This window comes from Clostridium pasteurianum DSM 525 = ATCC 6013, assembly GCF_000807255.1.
GTDB classification, from domain to species: Bacteria; Bacillota; Clostridia; order Clostridiales; family Clostridiaceae; genus Clostridium_I; species Clostridium_I pasteurianum.
This window is the reverse complement of record NZ_CP009268.1, coordinates 2,249,576-2,268,942: the sequence shown is the minus strand read 5'-3', so window position 1 is coordinate 2,268,942 and position 19,367 is coordinate 2,249,576. Positions and strand designations below refer to the sequence as shown.

The following is a 19,367-nucleotide window of genomic DNA, read 5'->3' as shown; positions in this document are numbered from 1 at the left end:
TCTTTTACAATTAACATATAGTTAACAGTAATTAAATTTTAGTTAACATAAATAGTTTAATATTTAATTGTTATTATTAATTACTGGAGGGAATACTATATGAAAAAATTTAATTTACTATATAAAATTAAAGGTTTTATATTCTCATTAAAAATTAAAGACTCAATAGCATTAAAGGTAATCGGGATTGTATCTTTAGCAATAATATTAATTATGCTAATGGTGGGGGGAAGTATATATTTTATAACTTACAATAAAATACTAAATGTAAATAAAGAAAATATGATAATTTTATCTCAGGAAATAAGTAATAATTTTGATAGTTTGATATCGTTACAAGTTAGTGATGTACAAAATATATCTTCTAATAGTTATGTAAAGAAAGTTGCCAGTGAAAGTGTAAACAATCCAAAAGATATGTTCCAGCAAAAATATGGTAGTGATATAGAAAAATCAAGAAATATTCTTAAAAATTATTCTAATTTAAATAAATATAATGAAAATATATTTATTGCCGATAAAAATGGAGTGATTATTACTTGCAGCAATGAAAACTTTTTAAGATTTGATTTAAGTAATAATGATTATATAAAGCAGGCTTTAAAAGGAAAATCTTTTATGAGCACTGTATATACTTCTGTAATATCAATTAAGCCAGTGGTTACTTTTGTTGAACCTATAAAGGATGATAATGGGAATATACTTGGTGTTGCGGGAAAAAATGTTTTTACAGATTATTTTTCTAATAAATTTGATAAGTTTAAATTTTTAAATTCAGGTTATGTATTTATTGTAGATGGACAGCAGAATACCATATATAGCCCTATTAAAAGGGATATTAATAAAAAAGTAGATATTAAACCCATTTATAGTTTGTCTAAAGATAAAAAATTTATAGATACTAAAAATTTAAAATATATGGAGTATGACTATAAAGGAAAAACCTATTATTCAAATTCTACAAGTATACCTGAATTGAACTCCATAGTAGTTCTTACTGTTAGTAAAAATGAAATTGAAAAAGTTCCAAAAACAATAGGTATAGTTATAATAATATTGAGTTTGATTTTAATTACAATAGTAATTACATCTTTAAATTTAGTAATTAAAAAGATATTTCAACCTATGAATTTGTTAATTAAAAATACTCATGAAATATCTAATGGAAATCTTACTGTGATAAATGATATAAGATCTAAAGACGAAGTTGGAAAACTTACTCTTAGTTTTAATAACATGACTTTTAATTTGAAAAATCTTTTAATAGACATAAAGAATACTATTAAAAGTCTTATACATATAAATGATTTAGTAAAAATTGCCCAGAGAGATACTGCTGTGGGTATGGAAATTATAAATAAAAGCACTGAAAATATACTAGAAGATACTATTAAAATATCTGATGCAGTAGAATGGAGTTTTAATTCTTTTAGTAATATAAGAGATAAACTTTTAAATATTAAATTGAAATCAGAAAAAGTATTATATGAAGCTGATAATATAAGAAAAATAAATAAACAAGGAATACGTACTATAGATGATCTTAAAAATATTAATATAGAATCAAAGGATAAAATGGAGGAAGCCGCAGATTCATTTAAAAGATTAAATGATAATTTAAAAAATATAGGTAGAATAGTAGAAGTGGTAACAAATATATCAAAACAAACTCATATACTATCTTTAAATGCATCCATAGAGGCAGGCAGATATGGAGAGATGGGAAGAGGATTTAATGTAGTTGCAGTTGAAATAAAAAAGTTATCCCAAAATATTTTTTCACAAATGAATAAAATAGAAGAGATTGTAGAATCATTAAATTTAGATATGTATTCTGCGGAGGAAAAAATGCAAGATGCAAAGGAGGTAATAGTATCACAATCAACATTTGTTAATAATACCATAGATAATTACAGTAATATGCTCAATTCTACTGAAGATATAGTTGGCTATATAAATGATGTGGATAAAAGTATAGAGTCATTAAATGATGAAAATAATTGTATATATGAAAAGTTAAATGATGTTAAAGAAGCTTGTGAAGATTTTAATGATTCAATAAAAGTAGTGAAACAGGTAGTAGAAGAACAATATGAAGGTACAAAAAATATGAATAATATTATAGATAAAATGGGAGAAAATACAGATAGTATAGCTATAAGTATTAATAAATTTACTATATAAATGCAACAAATATGTTGTAATATGTATTTTTATGGCTGTATTTGGAATGTTAAATTTTATTAACAAATGTATAATATAAGATTAACTTTCACATGATAATATATTTGTTGTAGAAGAAATGATAATAATGTTTTTATAGTTTGAATGGAGGTAACTTTATGAAAAGTAAAAAGCTTAAATTTGTGGTAACAGCTATAGCTATTACCTTGGTTGCTGGATTGTTTGCAGGTTGTGGAAATAGTGATTCCTCAAATAATGCTAGTAATAACTCATCTGCTTCAACACAAGGTGTTTCAGGTTCTATAACAGTTTCTGGATCAACTGCTCTTCAACCATTGGCTGAAAAATCGATAGAAGGATTTAACAAGAAAAATCCAGATGCTACTGTGAATGTACAAGGCGGAGGTAGTGGTACTGGGCTAACACAGGTGAGTCAAGGAGCTGTGGATATAGGAAATTCAGATGTTGCTGCAGAAGAAAAGTTGGATGCTGCTACAGCTAAGACTTTAGTAGACCATAAGGTATGTGCTATAGGTTTTGCCGTAGTTACTAGTAAAGATGTAGATGTTACTGACTTGACAAAAGCTCAAATTCAAGATATATTTACAGGTAAGGTGAAAAATTGGAAGGACGTTGGAGGAAAAGATTTAGCTATAAATGTTGTTCATAGAACGAGTGGTTCTGGAACTAGAGCTACTTTTACTAAAACAGTTCTAGATGGTAATAAGGAAAAAGACGATATAGGAACTACTCAAGATTCAAATGGTGCAGTTAAAGCTGCTATGACAAAAACTCCAGGAAGTATAAGTTATTTAGCTTTATCTTATCTAAATGATGAAGTTAAAAATGATATAAAGGAATTAAAAATTGGAGGTGTTGAAGCTTCTAAGGAAAACATAACTACAGGAAAATATCCTTTCTGGTCTTATGAACATATGTATACTAAAGGAGAACCTACAGGAGTATCTAAGGCATTTATTGAGTACATTACTAGTGATGAGAATAAGAAATTGATTGAGAAATTAGGATATATAGCTTCCAGTGACATGAAAGTTAAATAGTAAGTACATTAGACTGGCTAAAATTCAGCCAGTCTAATGTACTGTAAAATTAAATTATTTGAGGTTGATTATATGAATAAAAGAAGTATTTTGCAAAAGATAAAAACAGAATATCTAGGTAGAGGATTTTCTATAATTTGTGGATTGTTAATAGTTGTTTTAACATTATCCATAATATTTTTTGTTGCGTCTAAAGGTATAAGAATATTTACAAAGGATCATTATTCTATAATAGATTTTATTTTTGGTTCTAATTGGAAGCCCGATGCTGAGAAGCCACAATTTGGTGCTTCAATTTTTATTGTTGGATCTACATTTGTATCTATTGGTGCAGTTATAATAAGTGCTCCTATAAGTATAGCTTTAGCAGTGTTTATGAATTTAATATCACCAAAACTTGGAGAAAAAGTTCTTCAGCCTGCTTTAGAATTATTTGTAGGAATACCTTCTGTTGTATACGGTTGGGTTGGAGTTATACTTTTAGTTCCTTTCATTAGAAGTATTGGAGGTGGTGTTGGATTTAGCCTTATAGCAGGAATGATTGTGTTAAGTATTATGATCCTTCCAACTATTGCAAGTATATCTTCTGATGCTATAAAGACTATTCCAAAGGATTACATAGAAGCTTCTTATGGACTTGGAGCTACTAGATGGCAAACTATTTATAAAGTTATTATTCCTGCTAGTAAAAATGGAATTTTAACAGGAGTTGTTTTGGGGATTGCAAGAGCCTTTGGAGAAGCATTAGCTGTCCAAATGGTTATAGGTAATACATTAAAATTTGCAGATAAATTAACCTCTCCTACAGTGACTTTGACTAGTATATTAACTATGAGTATATCTAATACTGTTGACAATACTCCTTGGAATGATGCACTTTGGTCAATAGCACTTATACTTCTACTAATATCATTTGTTTTTATATTGTTAATAAGGTTTATTGCTAAAAGGAGTGAAGCATAATGAAGGCTAAGACTTGTGATAAAATAGCTACTGCAATATTATATATAATATCAGCTTTTATAGTTTTGCTATTAATAGGTTTTATAGGTTACATAATTTATAATGGTAGACATTCTTTAAATTTAAGTTTTCTCTTTGGTAAGCCTAAAATAGATGAACCTGGTGGTGGAATTGGTCCTCAACTTTTTAATTCTTTTTATATGCTTATAATATCACTTATAATAACCGTTCCAATTGGAATAGGTGCTGGAATATATATGTCTCAATATGCTAAAGAAGGTAAAATACTTAATATAATCAGACTTTGCATTGAGACTATGGCATCTCTCCCATCAATAGTTGTAGGTTTATTTGGTCTATTGGTTTTTGTAACTATGACTCAATGGGGTTACACACTGTTATCAGGTGCATTAGCTATAACTGTAATTAATCTTCCTGCAATGACCAGAGTGTGTGAAAATGCTATAACTGCTTCAGCTGCAAAGGTAAAAGAAGCAAGTCTTGGGCTTGGAGCTACTCAGTGGCAGACTATACAAAAAGTAATGTTACCCTCTGCAATCCCACAAATTTTAACGGGAATAATTTTAGCAGCAGGTAGAATATTTGGAGAAGCAGCAGCACTTTTATATACTGCTGGTATGAGTGCACCTATTTTAAAATATAGCAATATAAGTTTAATTGATAAGGCTTCACCTTTTAGTCTATTTAGACCAGCAGAAACATTGGCTGTACATATTTGGAAACTAAATTCAGAAGGTATGGTTCCTGATGCCTCTAAAATCGCTACAGGATCTTCAGCAGTACTGGTAATAATGGTGTTAGTGTTCAATATTTTAGCTAGAATAATAGGGAAAAAAATATATAATTCCTATAGCGGAAAGTAAGGGGGATATAATAAAATGGGTATAATTAAGACTAACAATTTAAATTTATACTATGGAAATGTTCAAGCACTGAAAAATATTAGTCTTGATATAGAAAAAAATTCTGTAACTGCACTAATTGGACCTTCAGGTTGTGGTAAATCTACCTTCTTGAGGACTATCAACAGAATGAATGATTTAATTGAATCTGTAAGAATAGAAGGAGAAGTATTATTCGAGGATAAAAATATATATAAAGACTATGATGAAATACAACTTAGAAAGAGAGTAGGAATGGTATTTCAAAAGCCTAATCCCTTTCCCATGTCTATATATGACAACATTGCTTATGGACCAAGAATACATGGAATAAGAAATAAAGGTAAACTAGATGAGATTGTAGAGAAAAGCTTAAAGGGAGCTGCTCTTTGGGAAGAAGCCAAGGATAGAATTAAGCAAAGTGCTTTAGGGCTTTCAGGAGGTCAGCAGCAAAGATTATGTATAGCAAGAACTCTAGCTGTGGAACCTGAAGTACTTCTTATGGATGAACCAACTTCAGCTCTTGATCCTATATCTACGTTAAAAATTGAAGAATTGATGGATGAGTTAAAAAAGAAGTACACAGTAATAATAGTAACGCATAATATGCAGCAGGCAGGTAGAATTTCTGACTATACAGCTTTCTTCTTAAATGGAGAAGTTGTAGAAAATGGTAAAACTGAAAATATATTTTATAAACCAGTAGATAAAAGAACAGAAGATTATATTACAGGCAGATTCGGGTAAATTTTTATTCTAATTATGCTATTAATTTAATATGGTATATTAAAAAAAGAGGTGATTTTAATGCCAAGAAAAGTTTTTGATTTGCATTTGGAAGAAATGCATACGGATCTTTTAAGAATGGGAAGTATGGTTGAAAAGCAGATATTTCAATGTATAGAGTCATTAGTCAATCAAGATCAAACTTTAGCTCAAAAAGTAATAGATAATGATGACATAATTGATGATATGCAAAAGGAAATAGAAAATAAGGCCATAAAGCTTATAGCCATGCAGCAACCTATAGCTATGGACCTGAGAAATATATTTACTACTACTAAAATAGTAACAGATCTTGAGAGAATAGCTGATCATGCTGTAGATATAGCAAAAGTAACAAAAAGACTTAAAAAGTATAAAGATATAAAAACTTTAACAAACATTTCTCATATGGCAGATTTAGTTAAAGAAATTCTAAAGTATTCTCTTGATGCATATGTACAGGGAGATGTAAAAGCCGCCTATGCTATATGTAAAAAGGATGATGAAATAGATGCCATATATAAACAGATTTTCAGTGAATTTCTAGTGATTATGATGGAGAATCCTAAAACCATAAATCAGCTAACACAATTTTTGTTTGCTTGTAAGTATCTTGAGAGAATAGCAGACCATACTACTAATATTTGTGAATCTACTATTTATTTAGTAACAGGAGAACAAATAGATCTAAATGAATAATTACAGGTGAATTTATTTTTTATTATAGATGCCGTCTTATAATGTATAGAAATATATTATAAGACGGCTTTTTTGTTTCTCCTAATATTAAGTTAATGTTAAATAAAGTTAAAACATAAGTCTTTATTGTAAATAGCACTTAATAATTGTTTTTGTAAGTTACTTTATCCTTTATACTTATATTGATAATAATTAATGAGGGGGATTCACAAATATGATAAAAAGAGTGAAAAAAATAGTAGTTTTAGTATTGACAACTACTATGTTGTTTACAACAGGTATTACTGCATTTGCAGGAAGTGAAGATGGATGGAATGAGGCTAAGTATACAGATGCAGCTAAAAATGGAGCTTGGGATAAATGGGTAAAAACCTGGGAAACAGTAAAAAACAATCCCACAGAAATTTCGTTGACACCAGGAAGAAATGCTTCTGAATTAAATTTTGCTTGGTATTCAAAGAATGCTGAACCAAATTCAAAATTTAAAATTGGCAAAAAACAAGATCTTAGTGATGCAAAGGAATTAAATGTAAAAACTGAAAATGCTGTTACAGGATACAAGAGTAATAAAGCTACTGCTACAGGACTTGAAGAAAATACTAAATATTACTATAGTTATCAAGTAAATGGTGTCTGGAGTGTTGCTACTCCTTACAAAACACAAAGCACAAAGAGTTTCAGTTTCCTATATGTAGGTGATCCACAAATAGGTTCTTCAAGTAGCAATATTGCTAAAGGTGCTGATACAACTCAGGGTCAAGATGCCGCAGTAAGAAATGATAGTTTTAACTGGAACAATACCATAAATACAGCCTTAAAATCACATCCAAATGTAAGCTTCATGCTTTCAGCAGGAGATCAAATTCAAACTTCAAGTCCTAAAAGTGATGAGCAGAATATTGAATATGCAGGATATTTAAGTCCAGATGCACTAAAATCACTACCTGTTGCCACAACAATTGGTAATCATGATTCAAAAAGTCCAAACTATTCATATCATTTTAATAATCCAAATGCTTCAACTTTGGGAGCAACAGCAGCAGGGGGAGATTATTACTATTCCTACGGTAATACATTATTTATAACTTTAAATACTAATAATACAAATGAAGCAGAGCATGAACAAGTTATTAAAAAAGCTATTAGTGAAAATCCAAATGCAAAATGGCGTATAGTAACAATACATCATGATATATATGGATCTGGTGATTCACATTCCAATGAGTTGTCAGTAATTGAATTGAGATATAAATTAGCTCATATATTTGAAGAAAATAAAATCGATGTTGTTTTAACAGGACATGATCATACTTATTCAAGGTCTTTTATGTTAAAGGGCGGAGTAAATGATGGTAAAATGATGGATGATGAAGATACTTATGAGGAGCAATATGCAAAGGAGTTGGCAGGAGAAGAAACAACTCAACAATATAAAGATTATTTAAATAATATTGATGATCCTGAGGCAATTCAACAAGTTAAAGAAGATATTACTTATAAAAATGGAAACGTAGTAGATCCAAGTGGTATATTATATATGACTGCTAACTCAGCATCAGGTAGTAAATACTATAATTTAATAAATACGAAACAATCTTATATAGCTACTAGATGGCAAGAAGATATTCCAACTTATTCTACTATTGATATTGACGAAGTAAGTTTTACAATAAATACATACAGAACAGATAATGGACAAAAAATTGACAATACTTTTTCAATTATAAAATCTATTGATAAATCAAGTTTAAATGAATTAATTTCTGCTGGAGAAGAAAAATCCAAAGAGACTTTTACTCCTTCAAGCTTTAATAAATTAGAAAAAGCATTAGCAGCTGCAAAGGCAGTTTCAAGCAAACCATCTGCTAATTCACAAGAAATTGCTGATGCCTATACTAATTTAAAAGAGGGTATTAATGGTCTTGAAGATAAGGGTGATAAAACAGAACTTAAAAAGTCAATAGATGATGCACAAGCTTTATTAGATAGTTCAGTTGTAGGAAATGAGGAAGGCCAATATCCATCAGAAGCAAAAGAAAAACTTCAATCAGCAGTTGCTTCAGCAAAAGCTACTGTTGAATCAGATGATGCTACTCAATCAACAGTGGATAAAGCAGTTGATGCATTAAATGAAGAAATAAAAGGCTTTAAATCAAAGAAAGTTGTTAAACAAAATACAGAAACACCAGGAAATCAACAAACAACATCTAATAATAATTCAACAACACCTAATAATAATGATTCAACAGCATCTAACAATGATAATGATTCAGTATCAACAACAACTTCAGGTAAAGTTAAAACAGGTGATGATTTTAATGCCTATCCTATTATAGCTATAGCAGGCGTTTCTGCTGCGGCATTAGTTTATGTAAACAGAAAGAAAAAATTTAAGGAAGCAAAGTAAATTATTTTAAAGTTAATAGGTAATTGGAAATTACAGGAGTATTTAGGTACTCCTGTAATTTCAATATAAACTCGGAGGATGTGGACTATGTTTTTAAAACTATTTAATAATAAATTGATTAATATTAGAAGAATAATTATAGCTGTATTAACACTGGGTTTTTTTATATTTCTGTACTTTTTTAATCAAGTAGATAAAGTTGAATTAGTTAATCAAAAAGGTACTGAGTTTTCAAAAGCTGTAGTTGAAGAGGTTGTAAAAGATAATATACAAGAAGATGGTTCACGTGTTGGAAACCAACAAGTAAGAGTTAGAATGTTAAGTGGAAGCCAAAAAGGAAAATTATTAAATGCCAATAGTTTTTCAGGATATCTCTATGGTGCAGATTGCAAGGAAAATATGAAGGTTATTGTGTCATTAAGTACATCAGGTAATAATTACGTAGCCTCTGTTTATAGTTATAATAGAGAACCAATTATATATGCTTTTGTAGCGTTGTTTCTTCTGATATTATGGGCAATTGGGGGCAAGAAGGGATTTAAATCGGCAATAGGACTTATATTTACATTTATTTGCATTATATTTTTGTTTATTCCCATGATATATAAGGGATATTCTCCATTTTTAGCAGCAGTTATTGTGGGTATTTTAACTACTATAGTTACAATGTATTTAATAGATGGATTAAGTATAAAAGCAATATCATCTGTTTTAGGAACTGTTATAGGAGTAATTATTGCAGGAGGAACTGCCACTGCATTTGGATATTTTGCAAAGATATCAGGATATAATGTATCAGAAGTTGAAGAATTAATATTTATATCAACTAAAACAAATTTAAGTGTAGGTGGAATTTTGTTTGCTGGAATACTTATAGCATCTTTAGGAGCAGTAATAGATGTTAGTATGTCTGTAGCATCTACAATAAATGAAATTTATGATAAAAATCCTGATTTGAGTAATAAGGAGCTGTTCCTTTCTGGGATAAATGTTGGAAGAGATATGATGGGTACTATGTCAAATACACTTATACTGGCTTTTACAGGAGGAGCTATTAACACCTTAATTTTAATATATTCTTATAGTATGAGATATAATCAAGTGGTGAATATGTACTCTGTTGGTATAGAGATCATGCAGGGAATATCAGGAAGTATTGGAGTTATTTTAACGGTACCTATAGTATCTATTATAACATCAAAATTACTAACTAGTAAATCAACAAAAGGTTTATATAGAGGAAAATTATGAAGAAAAATATGAAAATTTTTATAAATATAATTTTAATTATAATAATTTTAATTTGTGCATTTAAAATAGGATATAAATATTTAGAGTATTATAGAGATGGTAAAAATTATTCTAAAGTTCAGATTTTAAAACCAAATATACAACAGAATGTTAAAGAGGACTCTAATGAAGAAAAATTAAAACAGATTAATTCAGACTATAAATTTTGGATTAACATTCCTAGTTCAGATATAAACTATCCAGTGGTTCAAGGAAAAGATAATAAATTTTATCTCCATAATAATTTTTATAGAGAAAAGAGTGCATCAGGAACTGTTTTTATTGATTATAAAAATAATATTAATTCAGATAAAAATATAATTATTTATGGTCATAATATGAAAAATGGCACTATGTTTAATAAAATAAATGATTTTAAAAAACAGGAAAACTTCAATAATGGGACTATAAAAATTACAAAAGATAATAAGGATTATAATTATGAAATTTTTTCTGTTTTTGTAGAAGATGGAGATTATACAGGGCTGAGAACTAATTTTAATTCCAATGAAGATTATAAGAAATATATTGATTATTTAAAAGAAAAATCTATGTATAATAAAGATATTAAAGGAAACAATTATAATAATATTATAACCCTATATACTTGTAGTTATGAATTTAAAGATGCTAGAACTATAGTGTGTGCAATGTTGAAATGAGAATATACTATAAAATATAGCCTGTACACTCTAGAGAAAAAATATATAATTGAATAAATTAATTTTATATTAAAAATTAGTCTGTATATCTATCCATAAATGAGTTTCTAATGGAAGTTATATAGATTGTTTTTTTTATGACAGATAAGATCTATAATTGAAGCAAGTTCTTAATTCAGGTGGGGATTCTTTTGCCCCATCTGAATTTTAGAACTGCAAATGCATGGCTTACTTGGCGTCGAACTCCCACTTGAAGAAAAGCAGAGAGCCCAAATTTTAATTTGGTGAGAGGGCTGTACAGAGTGCATGGGAGACTTACGCCAAGTTAGTCAAGTTAAATTTAATAAAAAACAAAGTCCTTACTGAAATTTAAGCGTTAAAGTTTTGAATAAATTGTCTATTTCTTGACTAAAGTTTTCTATTAAGGTAATATAACTTAAGGTATGTTAAGATAGGTAATAGGTAAATATAATTTTGTATTTAATTTATCCGATGACTACCATCCGTAATACTCCCATGGCACTCTGTACAGTGGGAGATAACGGCTGATATGTCCCTGGATAACGACTTCTAAGTTTTAGATGGAGAAAAAAATTCCACTTGAAACAAAGAATTCTGTTTATGTACTATGTGAAATTAGAATTTTTAATTTTAAATAAACACTGTACTTAATATGTGAATGCACTATATGAAATGGTTATCTAATAAACTTAATTATTACAGGCATTGATTTGGGAGAGATTAAAAGTATATGCAAAATGAAATTTCAAAGGTTTACAATGGAAGTATTGCTGAAGAGTTAGGCGTTGAAGTGGGAGATAAGATTATAAGTATAAATGGCAAAAAGGTAAAAGATATAATTGATTATAGATTTTTAATGGCAGATGATTATGTAGTTATTGAAATAGAGAAGAAAGATAATGAGGAAGTTTGGGAACTAGAAGTAGAAAAAGAATTTGATGAGAAGCTAGGCGTGGAATTTAAAAATGGAATAATGGATAACGCTCAAAGCTGCAAAAATAAATGCATATTTTGTTTTATAGATCAGCTTCCTAAGGGTATGCGAAAATCCTTGTATTTTAAAGATGATGATTCTAGATTATCATTTCTTCAAGGAAATTTTGTTACTCTTACAAACATGAAAGATGAAGATATTGACAGAATAATAGAATATAAGATAAGTCCAATAAACATATCAGTTCAGACTACCAATCCTGAACTCAGAATGAAAATGCTTACTAATAGATTTGCAGGCAATATTATGGATAGAATTAAGAGATTGTCAGAAGGCGGTATTGCTATGAATTGCCAAGTGGTCCTTTGTCCAGATGTAAATAATGGTGAAGAATTAAGAAAAACTATAATGGATTTATACAAGTTTTATCCTAACGTGAAAAATGTTGCAGGAGTACCTGTGGGAGTAACTAAATACAGGGAAGGACTATTTAATTTAAAAACCTATAATAAAAGTATGGCAAAAGAGGAAATTAACCTGGTAGAACAAATTCAAAGGAAGTTTATGAAAGAAATAGGCTTTCCCTTTGTAAGACTTTCTGATGAATTTTATGTTTTGGCAGAGATAGAAGTACCAGAAAAAGAATTCTATGAAGAGTTTGATCAGTTAGAAGACGGTATAGGTATGATTAGAATTTTTAGAGAAAATATAAAAAGTACTCTAAAGGATTTAAAAATGGAGGTCAAGGGAAACTTTACCTTTGTAACGGGCAGTTCAGCCTTTGAAGAAATAAAATCAGCTGCAGATAAAATATCCTCTGTAAATAGAAATCTCAATATAAATACTGTAAAGATATTAAATGATTGTTTTGGACACAGCATAACTGTAGCAGGTCTTATAACAGGTAAAGATATTATAAATCAACTTCAACAGACTAGATATGCAGAATATATTATAATACCTAGAAATATGCTTAAAGTTGATACTGAAATGTTTTTAGATGATAGGATGATTGAAGATATTCAAAAAGCTTTAAATACTAAAGTTTTAGTTTGCGAGTATACAGGAGAAGATTTAATAAAAATTATAAATGAATATGCAGGGAGGAATAGTATATGTCAAAACCAATAGTTGCAATAGTAGGAAGACCAAATGTAGGAAAATCAACTTTATTTAATAAATTAGCAGGAAAAAGAATTGCAATTGTAGAAGATACACCAGGAGTAACTAGAGATAGAATCTATGCAGAGGCAGAATGGCTTAATAATTTATTTACAATAATAGATACTGGAGGTATAGAACCGGAAAGCAGTGATATTATATTGGCACAAATGAGAAGGCAAGCTCAAATGGCTATAGAGACTGCAGATGTAATTGTATTCTTGGTAGATGGAAAACAGGGGCTTACAGATGCAGATAATGAAGTGGCCTTAATGCTTAGAAAATCTAAAAAACCAATTGTTCTTGTAGTAAATAAAATAGATAAATTAGCAGATGAGCAAAATTCTTTTGAATTCTATAATTTAGGTATTGGGGATCCCGTGACAATTTCAGCATCCCAAGGATTAGGTCTGGGTGATATGCTGGATAAAATTGTAGGCAATTTTAAAGAATTAGATAATGGTTCTGAGGACGATGAGTACATTAAAATTGCAGTAGTAGGAAGACCAAATGTAGGTAAATCTTCATTAATTAACAAATTGCTTGGTGAAGACAGGGTTATAGTAAGTGATATACCAGGTACTACCAGAGATGCTGTAGACAGCTATCTTGAAACAGAAGAGGGAAAATTTGTTTTAATAGATACAGCTGGTCTTAGAAGAAAAAGTAAAGTGAAAGAAGAGATTGAAAGATATAGTGTTATAAGAACATTAGCAGCCATAGAAAGAGCTGATGTGTGTATACTTATATTAGATGCAACAGAACAACTGAGTGATCAAGATGAAAAAATTATTGGATATGCTCACGAGTTGAACAAGGCAATAATGGTGATCGTAAATAAATGGGATCTTATAGAAAAAGACGATAAAACTATGAATGTATTTAAGAAAAATATACAATATAAATTATCATTTATGCCTTATGCTCAGTATATGTTCATTTCTGCAAAAACTGGCCAAAGAGTCAATAAGGTGCTAGAGGAAGTTAAAAAATGCTATAATAATTACTGCAGAAGAATATCTACAGGAGTGTTAAATGATATAGTTAGTAAAGCTGTTCTTATGAAAGAACCTCCTGTAGTAGCTCTAAAAAGACTTAAAATTTACTATGTAACTCAGGTATCTATAAAACCACCTACTTTTATCTTTTTTGTAAATGATACAAATGCCATTCATTTTTCTTATGAGAGATATTTAGAAAATAAATTAAGAGAAAGTTTTAATTTTGCAGGAACTGGTATTAAAGTTATTTTCAGAGAAAGGAAGGAATGATATGAAAAATGTAACTTTCATCGGAGGTGGAAGTTTTGGAACAGCATTGGGTATACTATTAGCTAATAAGGGACACAAAGTTGTCATATGGGATAGAAATTCTAGTGTGGTAGAGGATATAAATAATAATAGGCTAAATAAAAGATATTTGCCTTTTGCCAAAATTCCAGATGGAATTTTGGCTACAAATAAGATAGAAGATGCAATAGAAAAAGGTGATTATATAATTTTGGCTGTTCCTTCTTATGCAATAAGAGATATATGTAAGCTCATTTGTAGTAACGTTCATAGGCAACAGGTCATAGTCAGTATTGCAAAAGGAATAGAAGAACAGTCTAAAATGAGACTTTCAAAGGTAATTAAAGAAGAATTGCCTTTGAATCCAGTAGTAATATTATCTGGACCAAGCCATGCAGAGGAGGTAGCCAAAAATTTGCCTACCACAGTTGTGGTTAGCTCTGAAAATATGGAGTATGCTTTTAAGGTTCAGGACCTCTTTATGACTAATACTTTTAGAGTATATACAAATGATGATATAATTGGAGTTGAAATAGGAGGTGCAGTTAAAAATATAATTGCACTAGCTTGTGGAATTTGTGATGGATTAGGTTACGGTGATAATACCAAAGCTGCTCTTATGACTAGAGGTATGAGTGAAATAGTGAGAGTTGGAACATTGCTTGGAGGTAGAAGGGAAACTTTTTATGGACTTACTGGTATGGGAGATTTAATTGTAACTTGCACAAGTTTGCACAGTAGAAATAGAAGAGCTGGAATTCTAATTGGAGAAGGTGTTCTGAGGGAAGAAGCTTGTAAAAGGATTGGTATGGTGGTAGAGGGGATTAAAGCCTGCGAGGCCTTTTATGAATTGAAAGATAGGCTTTTAGTAAATATGCCTATAACAGATATGCTGTACAAAGTATTGTTTAAAAATAAAGAGGTAAAAACAGCGGTAAAAGAACTTATGGAGAGAGATAAAAAACATGAAATGCACTGAGTTTCTGTAAGATTATTTTAAATGCTCTTATGTAAACATTTGAGCTTACAAGTATTATGTATAAAATTATACTAAATTAAAAAATGCTGTCTTGAAAATTATAAATAGTTTTCAAGACAGCATTTTTATATAAATAATATTACAAGAAAAATTTTATTAAATATAAATTAGGTATATTTAATATTACAAGACAATATATATATATTGTTAATATTAAGACACAGGAGGGTACATTTTGGATAATTTTGATATATACAAAGATATAGCAGAAAGAACCCAAGGAGATATTTATGTAGGTGTAGTAGGACCTGTAAGAACAGGTAAATCCACATTTATCAAAACTTTTATGGATCTTATGGTTATTCCGAACATAGAAAATTCCTATAAAAAAGAAAGAGCTAAAGATGAACTTCCTCAAAGTGGGTCAGGAAAATCTATTCATACCACAGAACCTAAATTTATTCCAAATGAAGCTGTAGAAATAGGCATAGGTGAAGGTATAAAATTTAAGGTAAGAATGGTGGATTGCGTTGGATATATAGTAAAAGGTGCACTGGGCTATAAAGAAGGGGATAATGATAAAATGGTGACTACACCTTGGTATGATCATGAAATACCTTTTGAAGAAGCGGCGGAAATAGGGACAAAGAAGGTAATAAATGAACATTCAACCATAGGACTTGTAATAACTACAGATGGAACAATAACAGATATATCACGAGAAGAATATTTAGAGGCCGAGGAAAGAGTTGTAAATGAACTTAAATCAATAAATAAACCCTTTATAATTGTACTTAATTCTGCTAAGGCAACAGATCCTAAAACTTTGGAACTTTCTAGTGAATTAGAAAATAAATACGATGTTCCAGTTCAAATAATGGATGTACTTAATATGAAGGAAGTAGATATAACTAATATATTTAAAAGAGTATTAAAAGAGTTTCCTATAAAAGAAATAAACATAGATATGCCAGAGTGGATTGAAAAGTTGGAATCAAAACATTGGCTTAAAGATAACTATTGGGGGCTTGTTAGACAAATATGTAAAAATGTAAATAAAGTAAGAGATATAGGTAAAACATTAAATGGTTTTACGGAAAATGATTTTCTTGAGTATTCACAAATTGATGAGATGGACATGGGAAGTGGTGTAGCAAGGGTTAGTCTTAATCCTAAAAAGGGTATATTTTATAAAGTATTAAGTGAATACTGCGAAACAGATATTTTAGGAGAAAGTCAGCTATTGAATACTATTAAGGATTATCACAAAGCAAAGGTTGAATATGATAGAATTTCTGATGCATTAAGAGATGTAAAAGAAACAGGCTATGGACTTGTTGCTCCTCAGCTTACAGAAATGAAATTGGAAGAACCTAAAATAGTTAAAAATGGATCTAGATATGAGGTTAAGCTTAAGGCAAGTGCACCATCATTTCATTTCATAAGAGCAGATATTCAAACGGAAATATCTCCTATAATGGGAACGGAAAGAGAAAGTGAAGAATTGGTAAAATCACTTTTGGAGGAATTTGAAAGTGATCCTTCTAAAATATGGGAGAGTAATATGTTTGGAAAATCTTTTGATTTAGTGGTAAAAGAAGGATTACAAAAAAAGTTATTTAAAATGCCAGAAGATGTTCAAGTAAAAATTCAAAAAACCTTAGAAAAAATAATTAATGAAGGTAACGGAGGACTTATTTGCATAATTCTTTAATAATAGTTAACTATACCGACATAAAGCGGTATAGTTTTATTTTTTTATGAAGATTAATTCAATATAATTGTATACCTATTTTAGTAACAATTAGTAGGAATAAGGAATATATTAAAATGATAGACACAATTCTAGGAGGAATAAAAAGTGAAAATTAATAATAGAATTGCAAAACTAGGTGAATATCATTTTAAGAAAATAGATGATGAGAAAAAGGAATTTTTACGGTCTGGTAAAAAAATAATTGATTTAGGTATAGGGGATCCAGATCTTCCAGTTCACCCTGATATTTTGAAAGAATTAGTTGATAGTCTATCTGTAAAAGATTTTAATAAATATCCACCTTATGACGGACTTGAAGAATTAAAAAAGCAGATTATAAAATATTATAAAAACACATATTCTGTAAAATTAGATTTGGATGAAGTTTTAGTCCTCATAGGTTCAAAGGAAGGGATTAGTAATATTATACCAGCAGTTTGTAATTTTGGTGATGGTATTATAATGACAGATCCATCTTATCCAGTTTACGAAACTGCTGCAAATCTCTGGGGAGCAGTGCCCTATAAAATACCATTAAAAGAAAAAAATAAATTTCTTCCTGAATTAAATCACATTTCAGATAGAGATATGTTAAAATCGAAAATTTTTATAATAAATTATCCTAATAATCCTACAGGGGCAGTTGCAAATGAAGAGTTTTATAAAGATATAGTAAAATTTTGTGCTGATAGGGATATAGTTTTATGCAATGATTCAGCCTATAACGAAATAATAGAAGAAAATAGAGATCCTATAAGTATTCTTCAATATGATAGGGATAAAAAAAATTGTATTGAATTTGGAACTATGTCTAAAACTTATAATATGACAGGTTTTAGAATAGGTTATGCAGTGGGAAACAGAGGAGTTATAAAGGCACTTTTAACTATAAAAAGTAATTTGGATTCAGGACAGTTTAAACCAATACAATATGCTGCAATTAAAGCATTGAACTTAGACCGAGGTTATATAAATTCTATTAGACATATATATGATGAAAGAAGAAAATCTGCAGAGGTTATTTTGAAAAATAAAAATATAGAGTTCTTTAAAACCACGGGAACTTTTTATATATGGTGTAAAGTACCCAAAAATTATACGACTTATGAGTTTTGCAGTGAGGTTTTAAGGAAGCATGGAATAGTTGTTACACCAGGATATAGTTTTGGAAATCTAGGATATGAATATTTTAGGATAGCACTTACAAAAGATAAATTTATAATTGAAGAGGGCTTAAATAAATTTGATATATATAATTTATAAATAAATATAAAAAAATATTATGCATTAGAAAAAATGTGGTATAATCATTAAAGTCAAATATAATACTTGAATTTATGCCTGTAGTTTTTGTATAATAATAAGGATGAACTGTTGGCATAATAATGGAAGGATGATTTACCATGGTAAGTAGTATGACAGGATATGGAAGAGCTTTTTATGAATGTAAAAATAGAAATTTTACCATAGAAATAAGAAGTGTAAATCATAGATATCTTGATTTAAATATAAAGATGCCAAGAAGTCTTATTTCTCTTGAAGATAGAATAAGAAAAAAGTTACAAGAGAAATTGAGTCGAGGGAAAATAGATATCTATATAACGCAGACTGTATTAGAAACAGAATCTTCTAAAGCTGTATTAAATAAAAATTTAAGTGATAGTATTGTAAATTGCCTAAGGGAAATGAATGAACGTTATGAGATTAAGGAACCGTTATCACTTTCATTAATAGCTAAATTTCCAGATGTAATAACCATAGAACAAAAGGATGAAGATTTTGATGAAGTTTGGAATAAATTGCAAATGCCCTTAGAAGAAGCAATAAGTGCCTTAGTTTCCATGAGATTAAAAGAAGGTGTAAAATTAAGAGAGGATATAGAATATAAATGTTTAACTATAGATAATCTAGTTAACAGTATAGATGTAAAATCTAAAGTGGTAGTAGAACAATACAGAATAAAGCTCAATGAAAGAATTAAGGAACTTATGGGTGATAATAACGTAGATGAAAATAGATTAGCAATGGAAGTAGCAATTTTTAGTGACAAAGCATGTATAGATGAAGAAATTGTAAGACTTAAAAGTCACATTTTACAATTAAAAGAAAGTTTAAAAAGTGATAAACCCATAGGACGAAAATTAGATTTTATAGTTCAAGAAATGAATAGAGAAGCGAATACCATTGCTTCTAAAGCAAATGATGTGAACATAGTTCATCTTGTTTTGGATATAAAGAATGAGATAGAGAAGATAAGAGAACAAGTGCAAAATATACAATAATCTCAAGGAGGA

The 19,367-nt window shown here is 29.3% G+C and carries 15 protein-coding genes; all 15 read left to right on the top strand.

Going from position 1 to position 19,367, the window contains the following annotated elements; translation table 11 throughout:
* Positions 1-99: 99 nt before the first annotated feature.
* The 15 genes from CLPA_RS10320 to CLPA_RS10250 all read left to right on the top strand — a co-directional run bounded on the left by CLPA_RS10320 (position 100) and on the right by CLPA_RS10250 (position 19,355).
* A complete protein-coding gene (locus CLPA_RS10320) occupies positions 100-2,184 on the top strand; it encodes a methyl-accepting chemotaxis protein (protein ID WP_003442009.1) in 2,085 nt (694 codons plus the stop codon).
* Positions 2,185-2,342: 158 nt separating this feature from the next.
* On the top strand, positions 2,343-3,245 hold the full coding sequence (locus CLPA_RS10315) for a phosphate ABC transporter substrate-binding protein (RefSeq protein ID WP_003442012.1): 903 nt from the start codon (positions 2,343-2,345) through the stop codon (positions 3,243-3,245).
* 72 nt (positions 3,246-3,317) lie between these two features.
* Positions 3,318-4,208 (top strand): phosphate ABC transporter permease subunit PstC, encoded by an 891-nt coding sequence (gene pstC, locus CLPA_RS10310; protein WP_003442015.1) that lies wholly within the window; start codon positions 3,318-3,320, stop codon positions 4,206-4,208.
* Positions 4,208-5,092, top strand: a complete 885-nt coding sequence (pstA, locus tag CLPA_RS10305) for a phosphate ABC transporter permease PstA (RefSeq protein ID WP_003442018.1) — start codon at positions 4,208-4,210, stop codon at positions 5,090-5,092. The genes pstC and pstA overlap by 1 nt, the downstream gene beginning before the upstream one ends.
* Positions 5,093-5,107: 15 nt before the next feature.
* Complete coding sequence (gene pstB / locus CLPA_RS10300) at positions 5,108-5,857, top strand: phosphate ABC transporter ATP-binding protein PstB (RefSeq protein WP_003442021.1); 750 nt, start codon at positions 5,108-5,110, stop codon at positions 5,855-5,857.
* 60 nt (positions 5,858-5,917) lie between these two features.
* Positions 5,918-6,574 carry a phosphate signaling complex protein PhoU gene (gene phoU / locus CLPA_RS10295; RefSeq protein ID WP_003442024.1) on the top strand — a complete coding sequence of 219 codons (657 nt, stop codon included), beginning with the start codon at positions 5,918-5,920 and terminating at the stop codon, positions 6,572-6,574.
* A gap of 214 nt (positions 6,575-6,788) precedes the next feature.
* A complete protein-coding gene (locus CLPA_RS10290; RefSeq protein ID WP_003442027.1) occupies positions 6,789-8,981 on the top strand; it encodes a purple acid phosphatase family protein in 2,193 nt (730 codons plus the stop codon).
* A gap of 87 nt (positions 8,982-9,068) precedes the next feature.
* Entirely contained in the window at positions 9,069-10,232 is a 1,164-nt protein-coding gene (locus tag CLPA_RS10285; protein ID WP_003442030.1) for a YibE/F family protein, read from the top strand.
* Positions 10,229-10,933, top strand: coding sequence for a class B sortase (gene srtB / locus CLPA_RS10280; protein WP_003442064.1), 705 nt, complete (start codon positions 10,229-10,231; stop codon positions 10,931-10,933). Before CLPA_RS10285 ends, srtB begins: the two co-directional genes overlap by 4 nt.
* 751 nt (positions 10,934-11,684) lie before the next feature.
* On the top strand, positions 11,685-13,019 hold the full coding sequence (locus tag CLPA_RS10275) for a radical SAM protein (RefSeq protein ID WP_003442066.1): 1,335 nt from the start codon (positions 11,685-11,687) through the stop codon (positions 13,017-13,019).
* Positions 13,004-14,320 (top strand): ribosome biogenesis GTPase Der, encoded by a 1,317-nt coding sequence (gene der / locus CLPA_RS10270; RefSeq protein ID WP_003442068.1) that lies wholly within the window; start codon positions 13,004-13,006, stop codon positions 14,318-14,320. Before CLPA_RS10275 ends, der begins: the two co-directional genes overlap by 16 nt.
* Position 14,321: 1 nt before the next feature.
* Complete coding sequence (locus CLPA_RS10265) at positions 14,322-15,317, top strand: NAD(P)H-dependent glycerol-3-phosphate dehydrogenase (protein ID WP_003442070.1); 996 nt, start codon at positions 14,322-14,324, stop codon at positions 15,315-15,317.
* A gap of 235 nt (positions 15,318-15,552) precedes the next feature.
* Positions 15,553-17,031, top strand: coding sequence for a stage IV sporulation protein A (gene spoIVA, locus CLPA_RS10260; RefSeq protein WP_003442071.1), 1,479 nt, complete (start codon positions 15,553-15,555; stop codon positions 17,029-17,031).
* Positions 17,032-17,178: 147 nt separating this feature from the next.
* Positions 17,179-18,336 carry an aminotransferase class I/II-fold pyridoxal phosphate-dependent enzyme gene (locus CLPA_RS10255; protein WP_003442073.1) on the top strand — a complete coding sequence of 386 codons (1,158 nt, stop codon included), beginning with the start codon at positions 17,179-17,181 and terminating at the stop codon, positions 18,334-18,336.
* Positions 18,337-18,476: 140 nt separating this feature from the next.
* Positions 18,477-19,355, top strand: a complete 879-nt coding sequence (locus CLPA_RS10250; RefSeq protein WP_003442074.1) for a YicC/YloC family endoribonuclease — start codon at positions 18,477-18,479, stop codon at positions 19,353-19,355.
* Positions 19,356-19,367 lie beyond the last annotated feature (12 nt).

What these genes read in the sequence shown, in the direction of transcription:
- CLPA_RS10320 (WP_003442009.1), top strand. Translation starts at nt 100, where the DNA reads ATGAAAAAATTTAATTTACTATATAAAATTAAAGGTTTTATATTCTCA.
- CLPA_RS10315 (WP_003442012.1), top strand. Translation starts at nt 2,343, where the DNA reads ATGAAAAGTAAAAAGCTTAAATTTGTGGTAACAGCTATAGCTATTACC.
- pstC (WP_003442015.1), top strand. Translation starts at nt 3,318, where the DNA reads ATGAATAAAAGAAGTATTTTGCAAAAGATAAAAACAGAATATCTAGGT.
- pstA (WP_003442018.1), top strand. Translation starts at nt 4,208, where the DNA reads ATGAAGGCTAAGACTTGTGATAAAATAGCTACTGCAATATTATATATA.
- pstB (WP_003442021.1), top strand. Translation starts at nt 5,108, where the DNA reads ATGGGTATAATTAAGACTAACAATTTAAATTTATACTATGGAAATGTT.
- phoU (WP_003442024.1), top strand. Translation starts at nt 5,918, where the DNA reads ATGCCAAGAAAAGTTTTTGATTTGCATTTGGAAGAAATGCATACGGAT.
- CLPA_RS10290 (WP_003442027.1), top strand. Translation starts at nt 6,789, where the DNA reads ATGATAAAAAGAGTGAAAAAAATAGTAGTTTTAGTATTGACAACTACT.
- CLPA_RS10285 (WP_003442030.1), top strand. Translation starts at nt 9,069, where the DNA reads ATGTTTTTAAAACTATTTAATAATAAATTGATTAATATTAGAAGAATA.
- srtB (WP_003442064.1), top strand. Translation starts at nt 10,229, where the DNA reads ATGAAGAAAAATATGAAAATTTTTATAAATATAATTTTAATTATAATA.
- CLPA_RS10275 (WP_003442066.1), top strand. Translation starts at nt 11,685, where the DNA reads ATGCAAAATGAAATTTCAAAGGTTTACAATGGAAGTATTGCTGAAGAG.
- der (WP_003442068.1), top strand. Translation starts at nt 13,004, where the DNA reads ATGTCAAAACCAATAGTTGCAATAGTAGGAAGACCAAATGTAGGAAAA.
- CLPA_RS10265 (WP_003442070.1), top strand. Translation starts at nt 14,322, where the DNA reads ATGAAAAATGTAACTTTCATCGGAGGTGGAAGTTTTGGAACAGCATTG.
- CLPA_RS10250 (WP_003442074.1), top strand. Translation starts at nt 18,477, where the DNA reads ATGGTAAGTAGTATGACAGGATATGGAAGAGCTTTTTATGAATGTAAA.